This is a genomic window from Xenophilus azovorans DSM 13620 (genome assembly GCF_000745855.1).
Classification (GTDB): domain Bacteria; phylum Pseudomonadota; class Gammaproteobacteria; order Burkholderiales; family Burkholderiaceae_C; genus Xenophilus; species Xenophilus azovorans.
The window spans coordinates 34,949-57,353 of the sequence record NZ_JQKD01000016.1 but is presented as its reverse complement, the minus strand read 5'-3'; the positions used below and the strand labels follow the sequence as shown (position 1 = coordinate 57,353).

The 22,405-nt window shown below is 71.3% G+C and carries 25 protein-coding genes; 13 read left to right on the top strand and 12 right to left on the bottom strand.

The annotated features are described in order from the left end of the window. Both Q392_RS10435 and Q392_RS10430 read left to right on the top strand, forming a co-directional pair. Entirely contained in the window at positions 1-411 is a 411-nt protein-coding gene (locus Q392_RS10435) for a PaaI family thioesterase (RefSeq protein ID WP_038206044.1), read from the top strand. Between the two features lie 14 nt (positions 412-425). Further along, the gene (locus tag Q392_RS10430; RefSeq protein ID WP_038206041.1) at positions 426-815 is read left to right on the top strand and encodes a nuclear transport factor 2 family protein; all 390 of its coding nucleotides are present in this window, start codon (positions 426-428) and stop codon (positions 813-815) included. A 9-nt stretch (positions 816-824) separates the two neighbouring features. Here the strand turns inward: Q392_RS10430 and gloA are convergent, their stop codons facing one another. From gloA to Q392_RS10405, 5 genes are all read right to left on the bottom strand, one after another. Beyond that, positions 825-1,238, bottom strand: a complete 414-nt coding sequence (gene gloA / locus Q392_RS10425; protein WP_038206038.1) for a lactoylglutathione lyase — start codon at positions 1,236-1,238, stop codon at positions 825-827. A gap of 49 nt (positions 1,239-1,287) precedes the next feature. Beyond that, complete coding sequence (locus Q392_RS10420; RefSeq protein ID WP_051953234.1) at positions 1,288-2,004, bottom strand: ABC transporter ATP-binding protein; 717 nt, start codon at positions 2,002-2,004, stop codon at positions 1,288-1,290. 25 nt (positions 2,005-2,029) lie between these two features. Next, positions 2,030-3,715 (bottom strand): ABC transporter permease, encoded by a 1,686-nt coding sequence (locus tag Q392_RS10415; protein WP_038206292.1) that lies wholly within the window; start codon positions 3,713-3,715, stop codon positions 2,030-2,032. A 22-nt stretch (positions 3,716-3,737) separates the two neighbouring features. Then, positions 3,738-4,793 carry a Fe(3+) ABC transporter substrate-binding protein gene (locus Q392_RS10410; RefSeq protein ID WP_051953229.1) on the bottom strand — a complete coding sequence of 352 codons (1,056 nt, stop codon included), beginning with the start codon at positions 4,791-4,793 and terminating at the stop codon, positions 3,738-3,740. Between the two features lie 138 nt (positions 4,794-4,931). After that, entirely contained in the window at positions 4,932-5,477 is a 546-nt protein-coding gene (locus Q392_RS10405; protein WP_038206023.1) for a PaaI family thioesterase, read from the bottom strand. Positions 5,478-5,531: 54 nt separating this feature from the next. Here Q392_RS10405 and Q392_RS10400 point away from each other — a divergent pair, with 54 nt between their 5' ends. From Q392_RS10400 to Q392_RS10390, 3 genes are read left to right on the top strand one after another with little or no spacing between them, the layout of a single operon-like run. Continuing rightward, complete coding sequence (locus tag Q392_RS10400) at positions 5,532-5,996, top strand: MarR family winged helix-turn-helix transcriptional regulator (protein WP_038206021.1); 465 nt, start codon at positions 5,532-5,534, stop codon at positions 5,994-5,996. Further along, positions 5,989-7,239, top strand: a complete 1,251-nt coding sequence (locus tag Q392_RS10395) for an MFS transporter (RefSeq protein WP_038206018.1) — start codon at positions 5,989-5,991, stop codon at positions 7,237-7,239. The genes Q392_RS10400 and Q392_RS10395 overlap by 8 nt, the downstream gene beginning before the upstream one ends. Positions 7,240-7,248: 9 nt before the next feature. Next, entirely contained in the window at positions 7,249-8,640 is a 1,392-nt protein-coding gene (locus Q392_RS10390; RefSeq protein ID WP_038206014.1) for an MATE family efflux transporter, read from the top strand. 81 nt (positions 8,641-8,721) lie between these two features. Here Q392_RS10390 and Q392_RS10385 read toward each other — a convergent pair whose 3' ends face one another. From Q392_RS10385 to Q392_RS10365, 5 genes are all read right to left on the bottom strand, one after another. Further along, positions 8,722-9,027, bottom strand: a complete 306-nt coding sequence (locus Q392_RS10385) for a hypothetical protein (protein WP_038206011.1) — start codon at positions 9,025-9,027, stop codon at positions 8,722-8,724. 96 nt (positions 9,028-9,123) lie between these two features. Beyond that, the gene (locus Q392_RS10380) at positions 9,124-9,894 is read right to left on the bottom strand and encodes an aldolase (protein ID WP_038206008.1); all 771 of its coding nucleotides are present in this window, start codon (positions 9,892-9,894) and stop codon (positions 9,124-9,126) included. A 13-nt stretch (positions 9,895-9,907) separates the two neighbouring features. Then, complete coding sequence (locus Q392_RS10375; RefSeq protein WP_038206006.1) at positions 9,908-10,552, bottom strand: 2-dehydro-3-deoxy-6-phosphogalactonate aldolase; 645 nt, start codon at positions 10,550-10,552, stop codon at positions 9,908-9,910. Between the two features lie 6 nt (positions 10,553-10,558). Continuing rightward, on the bottom strand, positions 10,559-11,446 hold the full coding sequence (locus tag Q392_RS10370; protein WP_038206004.1) for a 2-dehydro-3-deoxygalactonokinase: 888 nt from the start codon (positions 11,444-11,446) through the stop codon (positions 10,559-10,561). An 88-nt stretch (positions 11,447-11,534) separates the two neighbouring features. Beyond that, complete coding sequence (locus tag Q392_RS10365; RefSeq protein ID WP_038205992.1) at positions 11,535-13,277, bottom strand: IlvD/Edd family dehydratase; 1,743 nt, start codon at positions 13,275-13,277, stop codon at positions 11,535-11,537. Positions 13,278-13,426: 149 nt separating this feature from the next. Between Q392_RS10365 and Q392_RS10360 the strand changes: the two genes are divergently transcribed. From Q392_RS10360 to Q392_RS10330, 7 genes are read left to right on the top strand one after another with little or no spacing between them, the layout of a single operon-like run. Beyond that, positions 13,427-14,407 carry a Bug family tripartite tricarboxylate transporter substrate binding protein gene (locus tag Q392_RS10360; protein WP_038205991.1) on the top strand — a complete coding sequence of 327 codons (981 nt, stop codon included), beginning with the start codon at positions 13,427-13,429 and terminating at the stop codon, positions 14,405-14,407. A 28-nt stretch (positions 14,408-14,435) separates the two neighbouring features. Beyond that, positions 14,436-15,188: a FadR/GntR family transcriptional regulator gene (locus Q392_RS10355; protein WP_038205990.1), complete on the top strand. Its 753-nt coding sequence runs from the start codon at positions 14,436-14,438 to the stop codon at positions 15,186-15,188. 50 nt (positions 15,189-15,238) lie between these two features. Continuing rightward, entirely contained in the window at positions 15,239-15,793 is a 555-nt protein-coding gene (locus tag Q392_RS10350; protein WP_038205989.1) for a TRAP transporter small permease, read from the top strand. Next, positions 15,790-17,091: a TRAP transporter large permease subunit gene (locus Q392_RS10345; RefSeq protein ID WP_038205988.1), complete on the top strand. Its 1,302-nt coding sequence runs from the start codon at positions 15,790-15,792 to the stop codon at positions 17,089-17,091. The genes Q392_RS10350 and Q392_RS10345 overlap by 4 nt, the downstream gene beginning before the upstream one ends. 29 nt (positions 17,092-17,120) lie before the next feature. Continuing rightward, positions 17,121-18,128, top strand: coding sequence for a TRAP transporter substrate-binding protein (locus Q392_RS10340; RefSeq protein ID WP_051953228.1), 1,008 nt, complete (start codon positions 17,121-17,123; stop codon positions 18,126-18,128). A 15-nt stretch (positions 18,129-18,143) separates the two neighbouring features. Then, on the top strand, positions 18,144-19,349 hold the full coding sequence (locus Q392_RS10335) for a mandelate racemase/muconate lactonizing enzyme family protein (RefSeq protein WP_038205987.1): 1,206 nt from the start codon (positions 18,144-18,146) through the stop codon (positions 19,347-19,349). A gap of 51 nt (positions 19,350-19,400) precedes the next feature. Beyond that, positions 19,401-20,087, top strand: coding sequence for a type 1 glutamine amidotransferase domain-containing protein (locus Q392_RS10330; protein ID WP_038205986.1), 687 nt, complete (start codon positions 19,401-19,403; stop codon positions 20,085-20,087). 9 nt (positions 20,088-20,096) lie between these two features. On the opposite strand, the gene Q392_RS10325 is transcribed toward Q392_RS10330, so the two are convergent. Then, positions 20,097-20,540, bottom strand: coding sequence for a MerR family transcriptional regulator (locus Q392_RS10325; RefSeq protein ID WP_038205985.1), 444 nt, complete (start codon positions 20,538-20,540; stop codon positions 20,097-20,099). 103 nt (positions 20,541-20,643) lie between these two features. On the opposite strand from Q392_RS10325, the gene Q392_RS10320 reads away from it, so the two are divergent. Then, positions 20,644-21,582, top strand: coding sequence for an NAD-dependent epimerase/dehydratase family protein (locus tag Q392_RS10320; protein WP_038205982.1), 939 nt, complete (start codon positions 20,644-20,646; stop codon positions 21,580-21,582). Here Q392_RS10320 and Q392_RS10315 read toward each other — a convergent pair. Further along, a complete protein-coding gene (locus Q392_RS10315) occupies positions 21,572-22,360 on the bottom strand; it encodes a sulfurtransferase (protein WP_038205979.1) in 789 nt (262 codons plus the stop codon). The two genes, Q392_RS10320 and Q392_RS10315, sit on opposite strands and share 11 nt — an antisense overlap. Between the last annotated feature and the right edge of the window lie 45 nt (positions 22,361-22,405).

The window sequence follows — 22,405 nt, the reverse complement described above, 5'->3', positions numbered from 1 at the left end:
ATGACCGACCTCGCCGGCCTGCAGACGCTGCTGCAGCCCCTGTTCCCCGGCCTGATGGGCGTGACGCTGCTGGAGGCGGCGCCCGAGCGCATCGTGGCCGAGATGGAGGTGCGGCCCGACCTGTGCACCTCCGGCGGCATCTTGCACGGCGGCGCCTACATGGCCTTCGCCGACACGCTGGGCGCGGTGGGCACGGTGGTGAACCTGGCGGCCGGCCAGCGCACCACCACCACCGATTCGAGCACCAAGTTCATCGCCGGCGCGAAGGTCGGCACGCGCGTGCGCGGCGAGAGCATCGCGCTGCACCGCGGACGCACCACCCACGTCTGGCAGACCACGATCACCAATGCCGAGGGGCGGCTGTGCGCGGTGGTGACGCAGACGCAGCTGATCCTGGGCGCGCCGGCCTGAGCCGGCCCTGCCGCATGGCGCCGGAACTCGACACGCCGGAGCGCCTGCAGCCCCTGCTGGCCGAACTGCGCGGCATGGAGGACCGCTTCCACGCGGCCTCGCATGCGGCGACGCCGCAGGACTTCGGCCGCATCGTCGCGCCGGATTTCTGGGAGATCGGCGCCTCGGGTCGGCGCTACAGCCGCGACTTCTGCCTGGAGGTGCTCTCGCAGCGCGCCGCCAAGCCGCCGGAGGAGGCTTGGGTCACGCGCGACTGGCACGTGCGCGAATTGGGCTCGGACCACTGCCTGCTGACGTACACGCTGGAGCAGCCGGGCCGCGTCACGCTGCGCAGCACGCTCTGGCGCCGCGCGGGCCAGGGCTGGCAGGCGGTGTTCCACCAGGGCACGGTGGTCCTGCCCTGAAGGCAGCGTTCAGCGCAGCCCGCCGCCCGCGGCCTCGAAGTCGCGCTGGATGAGTTCGATCTTGTACCCGTCCGGGTCCGTCACGAAGGCGATGACGGTGGTGCCGCCCTTGACCGGCCCCGGCTCGCGGGTGACGTTGCCGCCGGCGGCCTTGATCTTCTCGCAGGCGGCGTAGGCGTCGGGCACGCCCAGGGCGATGTGGCCGTAGGCGTTGCCCAGGTCGTATCTGTCGGTGCCCCAGTTGTAGGTCAGTTCGATCTCGGCCTGCTCGGGGTTGCCGTTGCCGTAGCCGACGAAGGCCAGGCTGTACTTGTACTCGGGGTTCTCGCTGGTGCGCAGCAGCGTCATGCCGAGCACCTTGGTGTAGAAGTCGATGGAGCGCTGCAGGTCGCCGACGCGCAGCATGGTGTGCAGGAGTCGCATGGGGCTTTCTTTCTCTTGTCGGGGAAGCAAAGCCGTCATTGTCGGCATCTCAGTCCTGTGTTGCCGTCCAGTCCTTCAATCGCCCGCCGTGCATCACGCCGACGAAGTCGGCCATCGCCCGCGCCTCGGCGGCGTTGTGGGTCACCAGCACGGCGGTCTGGCCGGCGGCGCGCAGGATGTCGCGCACCTCGGCCGTCAGGCGCTCACGGGTGGCGCCGTCCAGGTTGGAAAAAGGCTCGTCCAGCAGGATCAGCGCCGGCGCCGGCGCCAGTGCACGTGCCAGCGCGATGCGCTGCTGCTGCCCGCCCGACAGCTCGTGCGGGTAGCGCCCCGCCATGTCGCCCAGGCCCACCAGCGCCAGCATCTCGCGCACCCGCTGCTGGCGCGCGGCGCGCGGCAGGCGCCGCAGGCCGAAGCCGACGTTGGCGGCCGCGTCGAGGTGCGGGAAGAGGGCGTATTCCTGGAACATCAGGCCGACCTGCCGCGCCTCCGGCGGCACGTGCACGGTGGGCGACGAGACGAGCCGCTCGCCCACGTGGATCTCGCCCTCGCGGACCGGCTCGAAGCCGGCGATGGCGCGCAGCACGGTGCTCTTGCCGCAGCCGGAGGGGCCGAGCAGGCAGCCGATGCGGCCGGCGGGCAGGGCGAGGTCGAAGCCGTCGACTACCGTGTGCGGGCCGCGCGGCGTGTCGTAGGCCAGGCGCAGGCGCGCGATGCGCAGGTCGGCGGGCGCGGTACGGGCGTCTGGCGGGAGGGGGGTGCTCATCGATGGGGGCGGGCGGGCAAGGAGGTCACTCGGGCGCGGGCAGCGCGTCCACGTGCGGCAGGGCGAGCTGCGTGCGCGCCAGCCAGGCCACCGGCAGCAGGCCGGCGACCACGATGGCCAGCGCGGCGATCGCGCCTTCCTCGTAGGTGCCGCGCGCGGCCTCGGCATACAGCCAGGTGGCCAGGGTGTCGAAGTTGGCGGGGCGCAGCAGCAGCGTGGCGGGCAGCTCCTTCATCGCATCGACGAAGACCAGCAGCGCGCTGGCGGCCAGCGCCGGGCGCAGCAGCGGCAGGTGCACGCGGCGCAGCGCGCCCAGCGGCGTCTCGCCCAGCGAGCGGGCCGCCTGTTCCAGCGCGGGCGGGATGCGCGCCAGGCCGGCCTCGATGCCGCCCACCGGCATCGCCAGGAAGCGGATGGCGCAGGCGGCCACCAGCACCACGCCGGCGGCCATCAGCGGCAGGCCCGGCAGGCCGAGGCTGCGCGCTAGCAGGGCGTCCAGGCCCAGCGCCGGCGTGAGCAGGCCGATGGCCAGCACCGTGCCCGGCAGCGCATAGCCCAGGCTGGCCAGGCGCGCCGGCCAGCGCGGCGTGCGCACGGTGCTGGCGGTGTGGCGCACGGCCCAGGCCACCACCAGCCCGGCCAGCACCGCCGCCACCGTGACGCCCAGGGCCAGGGTGATGGTGTTCGCCAGGCTGGCCACCAGGCCGGCCGAGACGCCGCCGCCCAGACTGAGGCGCTTGTAGCTTTCCCAGGCCAGGTAGGCGGCCGGCGCGGCGAAGCCCAGCAGCACCGGCAGCCAGCCCAGCGCGCAGGCGCCCCAGGCCGCGGCGCCCTGCAGCGGGCGAGGGCGGATGGCGCGCATGCGCTGCGCCGAGCCGAAGCGCTGGTGGCGCCGGCCGTGCTGCTCCAGCAGCACCAGCATCACCACCACCGCCAGCATCGCGCAGGCGATCTGCGCCGCGCCGGCCAGGTCGGAGCGGGTGATCCAGGTGGTGTAGACGGCCACCGTGAGCGTGTTGACGCCGAGGAACTCGGAGGCGCCGATGTCGTTGAGCGTCTCCAGCAGCGCCAGGCTCACGCCCACCGCCAGCGCGGGCCGCGCCAGCGGCAGGGCGACGCGGCGGAAGGCGCCCCAGCGCGTCTCGCCCAGCGAGCGCGCCGCTTCGAGCAGGTGCGCGGGCTGGGTCATGAACATCGCCCGCGCCGTCATGTAGACGTAGGGGTAGAGCACCAGGCCCAGCACGAAGATGGCGCCGGCCATCGTGCGCAGGTCGGGCAGGCGCCACTGGCGCGGGCTGTCGTAGCCCAGCATCCAGCGCAGCACGCCCTGCACGGGGCCCAGCGGGTGCAACAGGTCGAGGTAGGCGAAGGCGACGATGTAGGTCGGCATCGCCAGCGGCAGCAGCAGCGCCCAGTGCAGCACGCGCCGCGTGGGGAAGTCGCAGGCGGTCACCAGCCAGGCGCAGCCGGTGCCGATGACCAGCACCATCGCGCCCACGCCGGCCAGCAGCACGGCAGTGTTGAGCGCCGCCGAGGGCAGCACGTGCGCCAGCAGGTGCGTCCAGTGCGCCAGGCTGCTGCCCGCGGCCAGCCAGGCCAGCGAGAGCACGGGCGCGAGCACGCCCAGCGCGATCAGCACCGACGCGCCGCGCCACAGCGGGCCGACCGGACGCAGCCCGGCCGGCAGGCGGGATGCCAGCGGGCCAGGCATCAACCGGCCGTCGCCTGCCGCATCACTTGTCGAAGCCGACCTTGTCGACCAGCGCGCTGGCCTGCTTGCGGTGCTTGGCGATCTCGGTCAGGGGCAGCGGGTCGACCTTCAGCTCGCCGATGGCCTGGCCGATGATCGGGTCGAGCGGCACGCCCTTGCGCACCGGGTACTCGTAGTTGGCCTGGGCGTACATGCGCTGCGCCGGCTCGGAGACCAGGAACTCCAGCAGCTTGACGGCGTTGGCGCGCTGCGGTGCATGCTTGGCCACCGAGGCGCCGCTGATGTTGACGTGCGTGCCGCTGCCCGGGTTGTCGAAGGTTGGGCGGATGACCTTGATCGCGTCGCCCCACTTGCGTGCGTCGCTGCCTTCCTTGGACGCCTTCATCTGGCCGACGTAGTAGGAGTTGGCCACGCCGATGTCGCAGATGCCGCCCAGGATGTCGCGCGCCACGTCGCGGTCGCCGCCGGTGGCCTTGCGGCCCAGGTTGGCCTTCACGCCCTGCAGCCACTGCTCGGTCTTGGCCTCGCCGTCGTGGGCGATCATGGCCGCGATCAGCGCCGTGTTGTAGGGGTGCTGGCCGGCGCGGATGCAGACCTTCTGCTTCCACTTCGGCTGGGCCAGGTCCTCGTAGCGGAAGCTGGTGAGCCTCAGGTCCTTGGCGGCGTACAGCACGCGTGCGCGCATCGACAGGGCGAACCACTGGCCGTCGGCGCCGCGCAGGTTGGCGGGGATGGCCGACTCCAGCGCCGCCGACTTCACCGGCTGCGTCACGCCGCCTTCCACCAGGTCCAGCAGGTTGCCCACGTCCACCGTCATCAGCACGTCGGCGGGCGAACGGGCGCCCTCGGCCTGCACGCGCTCGAGCAGGCCGTCCTTGACGAACACCGTGTTCACCTTGATCTGCGTCTGCGCCGTGAAGGTCGACAGCAGCGGCTGGATCAGGCCCGGCTCGCGCGTCGTGTAGAGCGTGAGCTCGCCCTGGGCGAAGGCGGGCAGCGCGGCGCCGCCGAGGGCGAAGGCGGCGGCCAGGGGCGCCAGGCGCAGGGCGCCGGCACGGCGCTGAAGGGATCGGGACATGGAACTCCTCCGGGGACTTGGAAATGGAACCGTTCCGCCGCCAGCCGGCGGCGGGGGATGCGAACGATTATCAGCGTGATTGCTGGTCGTCCCGGCCAATTCCCCGGGTTGCGTGGTGGTAGCGCCGCCCTGGGGGCGTCAGCGCGCCGCCGGCACCTCGAACACCAGGCAGGTGGTGGTGGCGTGAGCGTAGAGCATGCCGTCCGGCCCCACCAGCCGCGCCTCGGCGGTGGCGAGTTGGCGGCCGCAGTGGATCACCGTGCCGATGGCGCGCACGCGCTGCACCTTGGGCGTGATGGCCTTGACCATGTTCACGCCCAGTTCGGCCGTGGTGTAGGCGCGGCCCGGCGGCATCAGGGTGTGGACGGCGCAGCCCAGGGCCGAGTCCAGCAGCGTGGCGAACCAGCCGCCGTGCACCGTGCCCAGCGGGTTGAGGTGGCGCTGCAGCGGCATGCCCTGGAACACGGCGCGGCCCGGGGCGACCTCGATGACGGTGAAGTCCAGCGTCCGGGCGATCTCGGCGTAGGGCAGGGTGCCGTCGACGATGCCCTGCATGATCTCCAGCCCCGTCTTGCCGGCGATCTGCTCCGGCCGGGCCACGCCGGGGCCGGGGCCGGCGTCGAGCCGTTCCAGGATGCGGGCCTCTTCCGCCAGCCAGCGTTCCAGTTCGTTCGTCTGCGTCATGTGCGCGCGCTCCTTGTGTTGCATATGCAATTGTTGCAGCTACAATCATATGTCATGAACACCGCCGTCCGCCCGCAGGGCTGCACCAACTTCAAGCTGCGCCAGCTGATGCGCCGCATCGCGCGCCACTACGACGCCGAGCTGGCGCGCACCGGCCTGAAGACCACGCAGTACTCGCTGCTCTCGCACGTACTGCACCTGGGCCCGCTGCGCCCGGTGGACCTGGCGCGCGAGATGGGCCTGACCCCCTCGACCCTCACGCGCAACCTGCAGCCCATGCTGGCGGCCGGCTGGCTGGAGATGGCCGAGGGCCCCGACGCGCGCAGCCGGCTCGTGAGCATCACCCAGGCCGGGCGCGACAAGCGCAGCGAGGCCCAGCGCCGCTGGCGCGCTGCGCAGGAGGGGCTGAACGCGCTGCTGGGCATCGAGCGCGTGGGCGCGCTGCACGCGCTCATCGACGACAGCCTGGCGCTGCTGACCGCCGGCGACGAGGAACCACAGGAAGAACACGATGCATGACGCCGTCACCCCCGCGAAGCCCGCCGCCCTGCCGGCCCTGTGGCTGGTGCTGCTGGCCGCGGCCGGCGCCTTCGCCCTGACCATGGGCGTGCGCCAGACGATGGGCCTGTACCTCTCGCCGCTGAACACCGCCACGCAACTGGGCCTGGGCAGCATCAGCCTGGCCTTCGCGTTCGGCCAGTTGTGGTGGGGCCTGACGCAGCCCTTCGCCGGCGCGGTGGCCGACCGCATCGGCGCCGGCCGCACCGTGCTGCTCGGCGTGGCGCTGGTGGCGCTGGGCACGATCATCACACCGCTGATGACGAGCACTGTCGGCCTGATCCTGGCCGTCGGCGTGCTGGCGGCGGGCGGCGCCGGGATGGCCGGCCCCTCGGTGCTGATGGGCGCCGTCACCCGGCTGGTGCCGCCCGAACGGCGCGGGCTGGCCACCGGCGTGGTCAATGCGGGCGGCTCCTTCGGCCAGTTCGCCATGGCGCCCATCGCCGTCGGCCTGACCGCCGCCGTGGGCTGGGCCGCCTCCATGCAGTGGCTGGGTGTGATCGTGCTGCTGGCGCTGCCGGCGGCCTGGGTGCTGCGCGGCAATGCGCGCGCCCTCGCAGCGCAGGCGGGCGGCGCGGCAGGCGCCGCGGCGCTGTCGGCGCGCGAGGCCATCGCGCAGGCGCTGGCGACGCCGAGCTACCGGTACCTCTCGGCCGGCTTCTTCGTCTGCGGCTTCCACGTCGCCTTCCTGGCCACGCACCTGCCGGGCGTGATCGCCGCCTGCGGGCTGCCTCAGGAGGTGGGCGGCTGGGCGCTGGCGATGATCGGCCTGTTCAACATCGTCGGCAGCCTGCTGATGGGCTGGGCCGTAGGGCGCTGGCGCATGAAGTCGCTGCTGGCCTGGGTCTACGCGACGCGCGCCGCGGCGGTGCTGCTGTTCCTGCTGCTGCCCAAGACGACGGCGGTGGTGCTGGTGTTCTCGGCGGTGATGGGCGTGAGCTTCCTTTCCACCGTGCCGCCGACGGCCGGGCTGGTGGCCAAGATGTTCGGCCCGGCCAACATGGCGATGCTGTTCGGCATCGTGATGCTGGCGCACCAGGTGGGCGGCTTCCTCGGCGCCTTCCTGGGCGGCTATGTGTTCCAGGCCACGGGCAGCTACGACTGGGTGTGGTACGTGGACATCGTGCTGGCCGTGGGCGCGGCGCTGGTGAACCTGCCGATCCGCGAGGCGCCGCCGCGCCTGCGGGCCGCGCAGACCGCCTGAACGCCGGCCATGGATCCCCGCACCCGCGCGCTGCTCGAAGCGCCCATCGTGCCGACGCTGCTGCGCCTGGCGCTGCCCAACATCGCGGTGATGGCGGCGCAGGCCGGCATCGGCCTGGTGGAGACTTACTTCGTCGGCCGGCTGGGCACCGACGCGCTGGCCGGCATGGCGCTGGTCTTCCCGCTGGTGATGCTGATGCAGATGAGCTCGGCCGGCGCGATGGGCGGCGGCATGGCCTCGGCCGTGGCCCGTGCGCTGGGTGCCGGCCGCCAGGCCGACGCACAGGCGCTGGTGTGGCAGTCGGTCGCCATCGCGCTGGGCTGCGGGCTCGCGTCCACCGCGCTGATGTGGGCCGGCGGGCGCTGGCTGTACGGGCACATGGGCGGCAGCGGCGCGTCGCTGGAGGCGGCGCTGACGTACTCGCACTGGATCTTCGGCGGGGCCGTGCTGGTGTGGCTGTTCAACGCGCTGGCGGCGGTGGTGCGCGGCACCGGCAACATGGCGTTGCCGGCGCTGGTGACGGCGGCGGGCGTGGTGGTGGCGGTGCCGCTGTCGCCGCTGCTGATCTTCGGCGGCGGGCCGGTGCCCGCGCTGGGCATCGCCGGCGGCGCGCTGGCGATGCTGCTGTACTACCTGGGCGGCTGCATCGCGCTGGCGCTGTACCTGCGCTCGCCGGCCAGCCTGCTGCGTCCGCGCTGGCGCCAGGCGCGGCTGGCGTGGCCGCTGATGCGCGACATCCTGCGCGTCGGGCTGCTGGGCGCCGTGTCCACCGCGGCCACCAACCTGAGCATCGGCATCGCCACGGCGCTGGCGGGGCGCTGGGGCGCGGGCGCGATCGCCGGCTACGGCACGGCGGCGCGGCTGGAGTACCTGCTGGTGCCGCTGGTGTTCGGCCTGGGCGCGCCGCTGCTGGCGATGGTGGGCACCAGCATGGGCGCCGGCCGGCCGGAGCGCGCGCTGCGCGCGGCCTGGGCCGGCGCGGCGCTGGCCTTCGGGATGACCAGCGCCATCGGCGTCGCCGCGGCGCTGTTCCCGACGGCGTGGCTGCGCTTGTTCGGCAGCGACCCGGCCATGCTGGAGGCGGGCAGCCTGTACCTGCGCAGCGTCGGGCCGCTGTACGGCTTCTTCGGGCTGGGGCTGGTGCTGTACTTCGCTTCGCAGGGCGCGGGGCGGCTGCTGTGGGCGGTGCTGGGCAACGTGCTGCGGCTGGCCGTGGCCGGCGTGGGCGGCTGGCTGGCGCTGCGCTGGGGCGGCGAGCTGTCGCACGTGTTCGCCGCGCAGGCGGCGGCGCTGGGGGTCTACGGCCTGTTCATCGCCGCCGCCGTCGCGGGCGGTGCGTGGTTCGGCCGGCCGGGCTGGCCGCGCACGCCGGCGGCGCTGGTGCGCCGGCGCGCGGCCTGAAGTCACAAGAAAACGCCGGGCCGCCCCAAGTTTTCTTGCCCCCCTCGGGGGGCGGGCCGGGCGCAGTCCGGCCCTGGGGGCTCAGTAACGGTAGGGGTTGTTCGGCCGGCGGTCGTAGCGGTTGGGCACGCCGTCGCGGTCGTTGTCGCGCCAGCCGTGGCGGCGGTGGTGGTCGCGGTAGTAGTGGTGGCGCGGGCCGTGGTGGTAGTAGGGCGGCGCGACGTAGCGCGGCGGCGGCGCCGGGCGGTAGTAGTGCGGCGGTGGCGGCGGCGCGACGTACACCTGGGCGCGCACGTGAGGGCCGCCGTGCGCATGAGCCGGTGCGGCAACCAGTGCGCCGAGCGCCAGCATCGCAGCCGCGCCGAGGGTGATGGAAAGGGTCTTCATGGCCTGCTCCTTCGTCTGTCGTCTGAGGTGTTCCCATGGTCCGGCGGCCATGTGAACGCATTGCAAACCGGGTGCGAAGGCAGGTGAAGAATGTCATCAGCGCCGCGGCGGCGGCAACAGGCGGCGCAGCGCCTCGAAGAACAGGTCGGACTGCTCGCGCTCGCCCTGGATCTGCGCCGCCACGTGCGCGGCCAGCTTCGCGTCCACCGGCACCAGCGGGCGGCCGGTGCTCTGCGCCAGCACCTGGTGCAGGCAGGCGCGCTCCAGGTAGTACAGGTCGTCGTAGGCCCAGGCCACGCTGAGGCCGGCCACGATCACGCCGTGGTTGGCCAGGAAGATGATGTCCTTGCCCGCGTTCTCGCCGGCCATGGCGCCGGCGATGCGCTCGCCCTCGGCGTCGTCCAGCGCCAGGCCGTTGTAGACGCGGTCCACCGCCAGGCGGTTCATGAAGCGCATCGCGTTCTGGCTCAGCGTGGGGTCGAGCGCGCCGTCCTGCGTGAGCGTGAGCGCGGTGGCGTAGGGCATGTGGCAATGCAGCACCACGGCGCGGCCCGTCAGGCGGTGCACGGCGCCGTGGATGAACAGCGCCGTCGGCTCGACGCGGTGGCGGCCGGCCAGCACGTTGCCGTGTACGTCGATGAGCACGATGTCGTCGGGGCCGACCTCGCTCCAGTGCAGGCCGCGCGGGTTGATGAGGTAGCGGTCCTGCGTGCCGGGGAGCATGACGCTGAAATGGTTGCACACGCCTTCCTCCAGCCCGTGGTACGCGGCGGCGCGCAGGGCCAGCGACAGGTCGTCGCGCAGGCGGCGCACGGCGGGGCTGGCGTATTCGGCGTCGGGGGAGAGGGCGCGGGGCAGGGCGGACATGGGCTGTTCCTGTTCAGACCGTGGTGAAGCCGGCGTGGGCGGCGGCGAAGCGCTGCGCGTCCTCGCGCACGGCGGCGGCGTCCTTGCCCGGCTTGTACAGCGCCGAGCCGATGCCGAAGCCGGCCGCGCCGGCCCGGCGCCAGCCGGCCATCGACTCGGGCGTGATGCCGCCCACCGGCATCAGCGGCGTGCCGGCGGGCAGCACCGCCAGCATCGCCTTGAGCACGGCCGGCGAGGCGGCTTCGGCCGGAAAGAGCTTCAGCCCGTGCGCGCCGGCCGCCAGGGCGGCGAAGGCCTCGGTGGGCGTGAACACGCCGGGCAGCGCGACCATGCCGAGCCGCACCGCCTCGCGCACCACTTCGGCATCGAAGTTCGGCGCCACCACCAGTTGTCCGCCGGCGGCTTGGACCTCGCGCACCTGCTGTGCGCCCAGCACCGTGCCGGCGCCGACCAGCGCGGCGGGGCAGCGCGCGCGCAGCAGGGCGATGCTCTCCAGCGGCCGGGGCGAGTTCAGCGGCACTTCGAGCAGGCGGAAGCCGGCGCCCGTGATCGCGTCGCCGATGGCCGGCGCCTCGTCGGGCGCGAGGCCGCGCAGGATGGCGATGAGCGGCAGGGCCTGCATCGCGTCGCGGAAGGTGTCGAGGGCGGTGAGTGGCATGGCGGTTCAGGCAGGCATCGAACGGGCCCGGTGCAAGGCGTGCAGGCCGGCCCAGGTGGCTTCGGCACCGAGCACGCGCGGCCGCAGGCCGGCGGTGCCCAGGGCGAGGGCATAGCGTCGCGTGAGGGCGGGCGCGCCGACGAGCACCAGTTCGCCCGCCTCGCGCAGCGGCTGCGAGCGCAGCTCCTCGCCGATCAGCACGCCCGAAAGGTAGCTGGCCAGCGCGGCGGCGTCGCGCCGGCCGAACAGCGCCAGGGTGCGCGCGCCGAAGGCGTCGTGCAGCAGGCCGCGGCCCTGCGCGGCGCGGGCCGCGCCGTCGAGGAAGGCGGCCTCGTCCAGCGGCGCCGCGGCATCCAGCGTGCGGGCGAGGATCGACTGCTGCGACAGCAGCGCATAGAACTCACCCGTCATGCAGGTGCGGAAACCCGTCACGCGGCCGCCCTGCACGCGGGCCCACTTGTTGTGGGTGCCGGGCAGTACGAACAGTCCTTCGTCCAGTCCGGTGAGTTGCATCGCGCCGAGGATCTGCACCTCTTCGCCGCGCATCACGTCGGGCACGCCGTCGTGCTCGTCCGAGAGGCCCGGCACCATGGCGATGCGGCCCGCCTCGACCGGCACGATGCGCTGCGCGATCTCCGCGGCGCCGGCGGGGCAGGGGCAGTAGGGCGCCTCGATCCAGCCCTGCCGGCTGCCGGCCATGCCGCTGACGAGGGCCGTGCGGCCGGGGGGCGCCATCCAGTCCGCGAACAGCGACTCGAACGCTTCGGGGAACCCGCCCGGCGGCACGCTCAGGATGCCGCGCGCGGCACTGCGCTCCTCGATCACGCGGCCGTCGTCGGCGACCAGCGCGCCGCGCAGCGAGCTGGTGCCCCAGTCGACGGCGACGAAGCTCACGGGGTTGTGGCTCCGGCCCGGCGCTGACGCGCCTTCACGTCGCTTCGCGACATGAGCCTCGCCGCAATCATTGATGACGCTTGCGTCATCAATGATTGTCCCTCGGCACGAAGCTGCCGCGCTTGCCGCGCAGGAAGCCGAGGTCGGCGCCTTCGTCGGCCTGCAGCACGTTGTCCACGTACAGCTTCCAGTAGCCCGAATCGAGCGGCGGCTTGGGCGGCGTCCATTCGGCGCGGCGGCGCGCCAGCTCCTCGTCGCTCACGTGCAGGTGCAGGCGGCGGTTCGGCACGTCCAGCTCCACGATGTCGCCGTTCTTCACCAGCGCCAGCGGCCCGCCCGCCGCCGCCTCGGGCGCGGTGTGCAGCACCACGGTGCCGTAGGCGGTGCCGCTCATGCGCGCGTCGCTCACGCGGACCATGTCGGTGATGCCCTTGCGCAGCACCTTGGGCGGCAGCGGCATGTTGCCGGCCTCGGCCATGCCGGGGTAGCCCTTGGGGCCGCAGTTCTTCAGCACCATCACGCAGGTCTCGTCGATGTCGAGGTCCTCGTCGTCGATGCGCTTGTGCAGGTCGTCGGCGTTCTCGAACACCACGGCGCGGCCCTTGTGGACCAGCAGCTCGGGCGTGGCGGCGCTGGGCTTGATGATGGCACCGTTGGGCGCGAGGTTGCCGCGCAGCACGCAGATGCCGGCCTTGTCCTTGAAGGGCTCGGCCAGCGGGCGGATCACCTGCGGGTTGTAGTTCTCCGCGTCCTTCACGTTCTCCCACACGGTCTGTCCGCTGGCGGTGATCAGGTCCTTGTGCAGCAGGTGCGCGATCTCCTTCATCACCACCGGCAGGCCGCCGGCGTAGCAGAAGTCCTCCATCAGGTGCTTGCCGGAGGGCTGCAGGTCCAGCAGGCAGGGCAGCTCGGAGCCGATGCGGTCGAAGTCGTCGAGCGTGAGGTCGATGCCCAGCCGGCCGGCGATGGCCAGCAGGTGGATCACGAGATTCGTCGAGCCGCCGATGGCGGCGTTGACCTTGATGACGTTCTCCATCGCCTCGCGCGTGACGATCCTCGACATCACCAGGTCCTCGTGCACCATGTCGACGATGCGCCGCCCGGCCATGCGCGCCAGCACGTTGCGGCGCCCATCGACCGCGGGATAGGCCGCGTTGCCGGGAAGCCCGATGCCGATGGACTCGACCATGCTCGCCATGGTGCTGGCGGTGCCCATCGTCATGCAGTGGCCGTGGCTGCGGTGCATGCAGCTCTCGGCCTCGAAGAAGTCCTGCAGCTTCAGCGTGCCGGCGCGCACCATCTCGCTCATCTGCCACACGCCGGTGCCCGAGCCCAGCTCCTGCCCGCGCCACTTGCCGCTGAGCATGGGGCCGCCGGAGACGCCGATGGTCGGCAGGTCGACGCTGGCCGCGCCCATCATCAGCGCGGGCGTGGTCTTGTCGCAGCCCATCAGCAGCACCACGCCGTCGAGCGGGTTGGCGCGGATGCTTTCCTCCACGTCCATGCTGGCGAGGTTGCGGTACAGCATGGCGGTGGGGCGCAGCAGCGTCTCGCCCAGCGACATGACGGGGAACTCGAGCGGGAAGCCGCCGGCCTCGTACACGCCGATCTTCACCTGCTCGGCCAGCGTGCGGAAGTGCGAGTTGCAGGGCGTCAGCTCGCTGAAGGTGTTGCAGATGCCGATGACCGGCCGGCCGTCGAACTGGTCGTGCGGCACGCCCTTGCCCTTGACCCAGCTGCGGTAGATGAAGCCGTCGCGGTCGGTGCGGCCCCACCACTGCTGGCTGCGCAGCTCGTGCGGGGGCTTCTTCTTGCGGGGGGCGTGGCTCATGGTGTCTCCGTTGCGCGAGGAGGGGGCTCGCTGCGGCCGGCTCAGGGTTTTTCCTCTGAATCCGCTGCGTTTCAATCATCATATGATAAGAACAAGCATCGACGCGGCGCCTAGGGTTTTCGAGCGCCGCACACCGGAGACACGCACGCATGAAGAGCACCATCCCGCGCATCTCGCGCCGCCACGTCGTCCAGGGCCTGGGCGCGGCCCTGCTGCCGCTGCCGCACGCCTTCGCACAGGCGGCCGACTACCCGGCCAAGCCCATCGAGCTGGTGGTGCCGGCCTCGGCCGGCGGCGGCACCGATGCGCTGGCGCGCGGCTTCGCCGAGGTCATCAAGAAGTACCTGCCGCAGCCGATGGTGGTCAACGACAAGCCGGGCGCCAGCGGCGTCATCGGCATGACCGACGTGCTCAATGCGCGGCCCGACGGCTACAAGGTCGGCATGATCATTGCCGAGCTGGTGATCCTGCCGCACCTGGGGCTGGCCAAGTTCACCTACGAGGGCTTCGCGCCGGTGGCGCGGCTCAACGGCGATCCGTCGGCCATCACGGTGCGCGCCGACGCGCCGTGGAACACCATCGAGGAATTCCTCGCCTCGGCGAAGGCGAAGCCGGGCACCGTCACCATGGGCAACTCCGGCAACGGATCCATCTGGCACCTGGCCGCGGTGGGCCTGGAGGACAAGGTGGGCGTGAAGTTCAACCACGTGCCCTTCCAGGGCGCGGCGCCGGGCGTAGTGGCGCTGCTGGGCGGGCAGATCGACGCAGTGGCCGTCAGCCCCGGCGAGGTGGCCACGCACGTGCAGGCCGGCAAGATGAAGATGCTGGCGGTGATGGCCGACCAGCGCGTGCCGGCCTTCGACAAGGTGCCCACGCTCAAGGAGCGCGGCATCGACCTGAGCATCGGCACCTGGCGCGGCCTGGCGCTGCCCAAGGGCGCGCCGCCCGAGGTGGTGAACGTGCTGCGCGAGGCCACCCGCAAGGCCGCGCAGGACCCGGCGCTGCGCGAGACGCTGGACAAGCTCATCCTGGGCTTCGCCTACCTGGACGCGCCCGAGTTCGGCCAGGCCATGGCGCGCGACCACGCCTACTTCAAGCAGCTCGTCGCCAAGGTGGGCATCAAGCCCTGAGCGGCGAAGAGCGTTCCCCGCGCGGCGCATGGCGACCATCAAGAACGTCCACGGCAACACGGTGGACCGCATCGGCGGGGACATCGTGGCCGGCCGCTATGCGCCGGGCAGCGCCATCCCGCCGGAGCCGCTGCTGTGCGAGGAGCTGGGCGTGAGCCGCACGGTGGTGCGCGAGGCCGTCAAGTCGCTGGTCGCCAAGGGGCTGGTCAGCACCGGCCCCAAGGTGGGCACGCGGGTGCTGCCGGCCGACCAGTGGAACTGGTTCGACGCCGATGTCATCGTCTGGCAGACGCGGGTGGGCCTGTCGCGCGACTTCCTGCGCGACCTGCAGGACCTGCGGCGCGCCGTCGAGCCGGCTGCGGTGCGGCTGGCCGCCGAGCGTGCCACGCCCGAGGACATCGCCGGCATGGAGGCCGCCTACGCGCTGATGAAGCACGCCATCGAGTTCGGCGGCGACTACGTCACGCCCGACCTGCGCTTCCACCAGGGCCTGATCGCCGCCAGCCACAACCGCATGCTGGTGCAGATGAGCCGCGCGCTGGCGGCGCTGCTGCGCACCAGCTTCGAGATCTCCACCCGCCGCAAGGACGGGCCGGCAAGTTCGCTGCCGCTGCACCGCGCGGTGCTCGACGCGGTCATCGCCCGCAAGCCCGAGCAGGCCGAGAAGGCGATCCGCGTGCTGATCGACGGCGCGCGCGAGGACATCGAGACCGTGCTCACCTCGGGCAAGCGCATCCCGCAGATCCATGCGCCGCCGCGGCGCATCAAGGCGGCGGCATAGCACGCGCGGTGCGCGGATCACACAACAACAGATCAAGGAGAGACGAGCCCATGAAAGGCGTGATCGACGCATTCTTCCGGCTGCTGGAGTTCCTGGTGGTCGTGTGCATGGTGGCCATGGTGGTCATGGTCTTCGGCAACGTGGTGCTGCGCTACGGCTTCAACTCCGGCATCACCGTCTCGGACGAGATGTCGCGCTACTGCTTCATCTGGCTGACCTACATCGGCGCCATGGTGGCGATGCGCGACGGCGCCCACTTGGGCGTGGACACGATGATCCGCCACCTGCCGAGGCTGGGCCGCAAGCTGTGCTTCGCGATCAACCAACTGCTCATGCTGTTCTGCAACGTGCTGTTCTTCATGGGCACCTTCGAGATGCACGAGCTGCAGCGCACCAACATCTCGCCGGTGGTCGGCATCTCCATGATCTGGGTCTACGGCATCGGCTACATCGTGTCTGTGGTCATGGGCGTGATGAATCTGCACCGCCTGTGGCTGCTGTTCACCGACCGCCTGAGCGACGAGCAGCTGGTGCAGGTGATGGAGTCGGAAGACAACGCCACTGAGGTGAGCGCGCCCGCGTCCGCACCGGGGAGCGCGCGATGACCGTCACGATCTTCGTGGTCTCGCTGCTGGCCGCCATGGCCATCGGCATGCCCATTGCCTACGCGCTGCTGGTGTGCGGCGTCTCGCTGATGGGCTGGCTGGCCTTCAACGGCGTGCTGCCGGCCTTCGACAGCCAGATCATCGCGCAGCGCTTCGTCGACGGCGCCGACAACTTCCCGCTGCTGGCCGTGCCCTTCTTCCTGCTGGCGGGTGAATTCATGAACGCGGGCGGGCTCTCCCGGCGCATCGTCGAGATGGCCGTGGCCTGGGTGGGGCACTTCCGCGGCGGCCTGGGCTATGTGGCGGTGATGGCGGCCATCATCATGGCGGCGATCTCCGGCTCGGCCGTGGCCGACACGGCGGCCCTGGCCGCGCTGCTCATCCCCATGATGAACCGCGCGGGCTACGACACCAGGCGCTCGGCCGGCCTGATCGCCGCGGGCGGCATCATCGCGCCGGTCATCCCGCCTTCAATCGGCCTCATCGTCTTCGGCGTGGCGGCCAACGTGTCGATCACCAAACTCTTCCTGGCCGGCATCGTGCCGGGCGTGCTGATGGGGCTGGCGATCGGCATGACCTGGTGGGTGGTGGCCCGGCGCGACAAGGTGCAGGCCGCGCCGCGCGTGCCGTGGGGCGAGCGGCTGCGCGTCACGCTGCGCGGCAGCCTGGCGCTGTTCCTGCCGGTGCTGATCATCGGCGGCATGAAGATGGGCCTGTTCACCCCCACCGAGGCCGCCGTGGTCGCCGCCGTCTATGCGCTGGTGGTGGGCATGCTCGTCTACGGCGAGCTCAAGGTGTCGATGCTCTACCGCCTCACGCTGGCGGCGGGCAAGACCACGGCGGTGGTCATGTTCCTGGTCGCGGCGGCCATGGTCAGCGCCTGGCTCATCACCGTGGCCGACATCCCGGGCGAGGTGGCCAGGATGCTCGAGCCCTTCATGGACAACCGCATGCTGCTGATGTTCGTGATCATGGTGCTCATCGTGATCGTGGGCACCGCGCTGGACTTCACGCCCACGGTGCTGATCCTCACGCCGGTGCTGATGCCGGTGGTGCTCAAGGCGGGCATCGACCCGGTCTACTTCGGCGTGATGTTCATCATCAACAACGCCATCGGCCTGATCACGCCGCCGGTGGGCACGGTGCTCAACGTGGTGTGCGGCGTCTCGCGCATCACGATGGACGACGCCTTCAAGGGCGTGATGCCCTTCTTCATCGCGCACCTGTTCGTTCTTTTCCTGATGGTCCTGTTCCCGCAGATCGTGACCGTTCCGCTCTCGTGGTGGATGGCGCGGTAGTTCCCACCCCGCAAGCAAGGAGACAAGAGATGTTGAACCGCAGAACCTTCACGGCCGCCGTGGCCGGCTCGGGCCTCACGCTGGGCATGCCCGCGCTGGCCCAGTTCGGCGAACGCACGATCAAGTTCACCAACGGCGTGAACGAGGACCATCCGGTCGGCGTCGGCGTCAAGAAGATGCAGGAGATCCTGGCCGCCAAGACCGGCGGCAAGATGAAGATCGCGGCCTTCTGGGGCGGCGCGGCGGGCGGCGACCTGCAGGCCACCCAGGCGCTGCGCGCGGGCACGCAGGAGATGGTGTGCACCTCCAGCTCGCCCCTGGTGGGCATCGTCAAGGAACTGGGCGTGTTCGACCTGCCCTTCCTCTTCAACAACGAGAAGGAGGCCGACGCCGTGCTCGACGGCCCGGCCGGCGAGTACTTCAACAAGAAGCTGGAGGCCGCGGGCCTGGTCAACCTGGCCTACTGGGAGAACGGCTTCCGCAACCTGACCAACAGCAAGCGCCCCATCCACAAGGTGGAGGACTTCGACGGCGTGAAGGTGCGGGTGATGCAGAACAACATCTTCCTGGACTCCTTCAAGACCCTGGGCACCAATGCCGTGCCGATGGCCTTCGGCGAGGTGTTCACGGCGCTGGAGACGCACACCATCGACGGCCAGGAGAATCCCTTCGTCACCATCGAGACCTCCAAGTTCTTCGAGGTGCAGAAGTACCTGAGCGTGACGCGCCACGCCTACACGCCTTTCCTGGTGCTCTACAGCAAGAAGCTGTGGGACCAGCTCAAGCCCGAGGAGCAGGCCCTGCTGCGCGAGGCGGCCAAGGAAGGGCAGAAGGTGCAGCGCCAGGCCAACCGCGACCTCAACGCCAAGTCGCTGGAGATGCTGAAGAAGTCGCTGCAGGTCAACGAGATCTCGGCCGCCGAGCAGAAGCGCATGTTCGAGAAGGTCAAGCCGGTGTACGACAAGAACATCCCCACCATCGGCGCCGAGGCGGTGCAGGTGGTGATGGACGAGCTGAAGAAGGTCCGCGGCGGCTGACGGCGGAGCCTGCCCATGAAGATCACGCGGCTCGAAACCATCCGGCTCGGCGAGTTCCCCAACATCCTGTGGGTGCGGCTGCACACGGACGAGGGGCTGGTCGGGCTGGGCGAGACCTTCATGGGCGCCGCCGCGGTGGAGGCGTACTTGCACGAGTGGGCGGCGCCCCGGCTGCTGGGCGCCGACCCGCTGGCCATCGAGGCCCGGGCGCGCGACCTCACCGGCTACCTGGGCTGGCGCGGCTCGGGCGTGGAGACGCGCGGCAACTCGGCCGTCGACATCGCGCTGTGGGACCTGTTCGGCAAGGCCGCCGGCATGCCGGTGTGCACGGCGCTGGGCGGCGCCAGCCGCGACGCCATCCGCATCTACAACACCTGCGCCGGCTACCAGTACGTGCGCAGCACCGCCAACCAGAGCAGCTCCAACTGGGGCCTGGGCAACGGCGCCGGCCCCTACGAGGACCTGCAGGGCTTCCTGCACCATGCCGACGAACTGGCCGAGTCGCTTTTGTCCGAAGGCATCACGGCCATGAAGATCTGGCCTTTCGACCTCGCGGCGGAGAAGAGCCACGGCCAGTACATCAGCAACGCCGACCTCGACGCGGCGCTGGAGCCCTTCCGCAAGATCCGCGGCGCGGTGGGGCGGCAGATGGACATCATGGTCGAGTTCCACAGCCTGTGGCGGCTGCCGATGGCGCAGAAGATCGCCCGCGCGCTGCAGGAGTTCGACACTTTCTGGCACGAGGACGCGATCCGGATGGACAGCCTCGACCTGCTCCGGCAGTACGCCGTCGACTGCAAGGCGCTGGTCTGCGCCAGCGAGACGCTGGCCTACAGGTGGGGCTTCAAGGACTACCTGCAGACCGGCGTGGCCGGCGTGGCGATGCTCGACCTGAGCTGGTGCGGCGGCCTGACCGAGGCGCGCAAGATCGCCGCGATGGCCGACGCCTGGCAACTGCCGGTCGCGCCGCACGACTGCACCGGGCCGGTGGTGTGGGCCGCCTCCACGCACCTGAGCCTGCATGCGCCCAACGCGCTGGTGCAGGAGAGCGTGCGGGCCTTCTACACCGGCTGGTACAAGGAACTGGTGACCGAACTGCCCATCGTGGAGCAGGGAATGATCCGCCTGAACGGCAAGCCGGGGCTGGGGCTGGAACTGCTGCCCGACCTGCACCGGCGCGACGATGCGACGGTGCGGGTGTCGGGCGGCGGCCCGGCTTGACACTGAACCGCGCTTCAAGGTGAAGGTGCGGCGCCAAGGAGAGCCTTCGACATGCCGCGCCGCATCCTCCACGTCGTCAGCAACGTCGCCCACTATGACGACCCTTCCGAGCGGACCGGCCTGTGGCTGTCCGAGCTGACCCACGCCTGGGACGTGTTCGCTGCCCAGGGCCATGAACAGCGGCTGGTGAGCCCGCTGGGCGGGGCCTCGCCGCTGGAGCCGCGATCGCTGAAGTGGCCGACCTTCGACGCCTCCGCGAAGGCGTGGCTGGACGACGAAGCCCGCATGGCGCTGCTGTCGCACACGGCCCGGCCCGACGAGATCGATCCGGCGGACTTCGATGCGATCTACTTCACCGGCGGGCACGCCGTCATGTGGGACTTCCCGGGCGCGCAGGGGCTGCAGCGCATCACCCGCGGCATCCACGAGCGCGGCGGCATCGTCTCCTCGGTGTGCCACGGCTACTGCGGCCTGCTGAACACGCGGCTGTCGGACGGCACGCTGCTGGTCGCCGGGCGCCGGCTCACCGGCTTCTCGTGGCGGGAGGAGGTCCTGGCCGGCGTCGCACGCAAGGTGCCGTACAACGCCGAGGAGGAGATGAAGCGTCGCGGCGCACGCTACGAGAAGGCCTGGCTGCCCTTCGTCTCCAAGGTCGTGGTGGACGGCCGGCTGGTGACCGGCCAGAACCCGCAGTCGGCCAAGGCCACTGCCGAGGAAGTGGCGGCCCTTCTTCGCTGACGGGAACGCCTACCGGCGGACGGTGGCCCGGCGCGTCGCGCCGTCCGCCTCCACCAGCCGCATGCCGGACAGCACGCGCCGGGCGTTGGCGGCGCAGTCCATGTCGCGCGGCCTCGCCTCGATCTGTGCCATCAGGTCGACCAGCTGGGCCTTGTTCTGCGCCAGCCGTGCCAGCAGCGCGTCGATGTCCTCCACCTTGCGGCGCAGCGTGCCGATCAGGGTGTCGTGGTCCCACCGGGCGAGGTCGCCGGGCAGCAGCGCGCGCAATTCGTCCAGGCTGAAGCCCGCCTGCTGCGCCGTGGCGATCAGCCGGAGCACCAGCACCGCATCGGCGGGATAGCTGCGGTAGCCGTTGGCCTGGCGCTCCACGGCCTTGAGCAGGCCGATGCGTTCGTAGAAGCGGATGCGCGAGGGGGCGAGGCCGGTGCGCTGGGCGAGTTCCCCGATCTTCATGGTCACGATGCTCCGGAGGGCGGCAGCGGGTTTGACATTGAACCTGGCTTCAAGCTTAAGCTGCCGCCGGTGCGGACGGGGTCCGCCGTCATGGAGTCGGGGCATGCAGACGATATTGGGCGCGAACGGCCAGATCGCGGTGGAACTGGCGCGGGAGCTGCGGCGCAGCCACGCGGGCGCGCTGAGGCTCGTGAGCCGCCATCCGCGCAAGGTCAACGACACGGACGTCCTGGCGCCGGCCGATCTGCTCGACGCCGGGCAGACCCTCGAGGCGGTCCGGGGCAGCCGCATCGTCTACTTCACCGCCGGGCTGCCGCCGGACACGCGGCTGTGGGAGGCGCAGTTTCCCGTGATGCTGAGGAACGCCCTCGACGCGAGCCGGGCGGCAGGCGCGAAGTTCGCCTACTTCGACAACACCTACATGTACCCGCAGGACGACCGGCTCCAGACGGAGGAGACGCCCTTCGCGCCGGTCGGGCGCAAGGGCAGGGTGCGCGCGGCGATGGCGTCCATGGTGCTGGAAGAGATGGCGCGGGGAGAGATCCCCGTGCTCATCGGCCGCGCCCCCGAGTTCTACGGCCCGGGCAGGACGCAGAGCTTCACCAACGCGCTGGTCATCGACCGGCTCAAGGAGGGCAGGAAGCCGCGCGTGTCGGTGCGCGACGACACGCTGCGCACGCTCGTCTGGACACCCGACGCGAGCCGCGCGCTGGCGACCCTCGCCAACACGCCGGATGCGTTCGGGCAGACCTGGCACCTGCCCTGCTGCGACGACCGGCCGACCTACAGGCAGTTCGTCGCCCTGGCCGGCGAGGCTTTCGGCCGGGAGGCTGCCTACACGGTCATCGGCAAGTGGACCCTGGTCGCGGCGGGCCTCTTTTCCCCGCAGGTGCGCGAGATCAGGGAACTGCTGCCCCGCTACGAGCAGGACAACCTCTTCGATTCGACGAAGTTCAAGCGCCGGTTCCCGGACTTCGCCGTGACCACGTACCGGGAAGGCCTGGACCTGATCCGGCAGGAGCCCGCGCTGCTCAGGCCTTGATCGCGATGTCCGGGTCTTCCGCCCGCCGCGCGCTGCTGTGCGCCGAACGGGCGCTCAGGTCCGGCGCCAGCGCCTCGCGGCCGTCGAAGACGAAGCAGTCGCCGCGGTAGTGCGCGCCGCCGACCTCCTCGAAGTACTTGAGGATGCCGCCGTCGAGCTGCAGCACGTTCGGCAGGCCGATGCCGTGCATGTAGATCGCCGCCTTCTCGCAGCGGATGCCGCCGGTGCAGAAGCTCACGACCGTCCTGCCCTCCAGTTCGGCGCGGTGCGCCTGCACCGCCTGCGGGAACTCGGTGAACTTCGTGATGCGCCAGTCGATGGCGTTCTCGAAGGTGCCGTAGTCCACCTCGAAGGCGTTGCGCGTGTCCAGCAGCACGACGGGCCGGCCCCCGTCGTCGTGGCCCTGGTCCAGCCAGCGCTTGAGCGTGCGTGCGTCGACGCCCGGCGCGCGGCCGGCCGCGGGCCGGATCGCCGGATGGTCCATCCGGATGATCTCGCGCTTGAGCTTGACCAGCAGGCGGCGGAAGGGCTGCTGCGCCGACCAGCTTTCCTTGGCCTCCAGCAGCGCGAAGCGCGGGTCGGCGCGCAGCTCGGCAAGAAAGCCGCGCACGGCCTGCGCCGCACCGGCGAGGAACAGGTTGATGCCTTCGTCGGCCAGTAGGATGGTGCCCTTGAGCCCGGCCGCCTGGCACTGCGCCAGCAGCCGCGGCCGCAGCTCGGCGCGGTCGGGCAGGGGCACGAAGAGGTAGGCGGAGATGTTGAGGACGGCGTCGGACACGGGCGGGATTGTAGAAAGCGCGCTTGCCGAGCCGGGGCCGCCCGC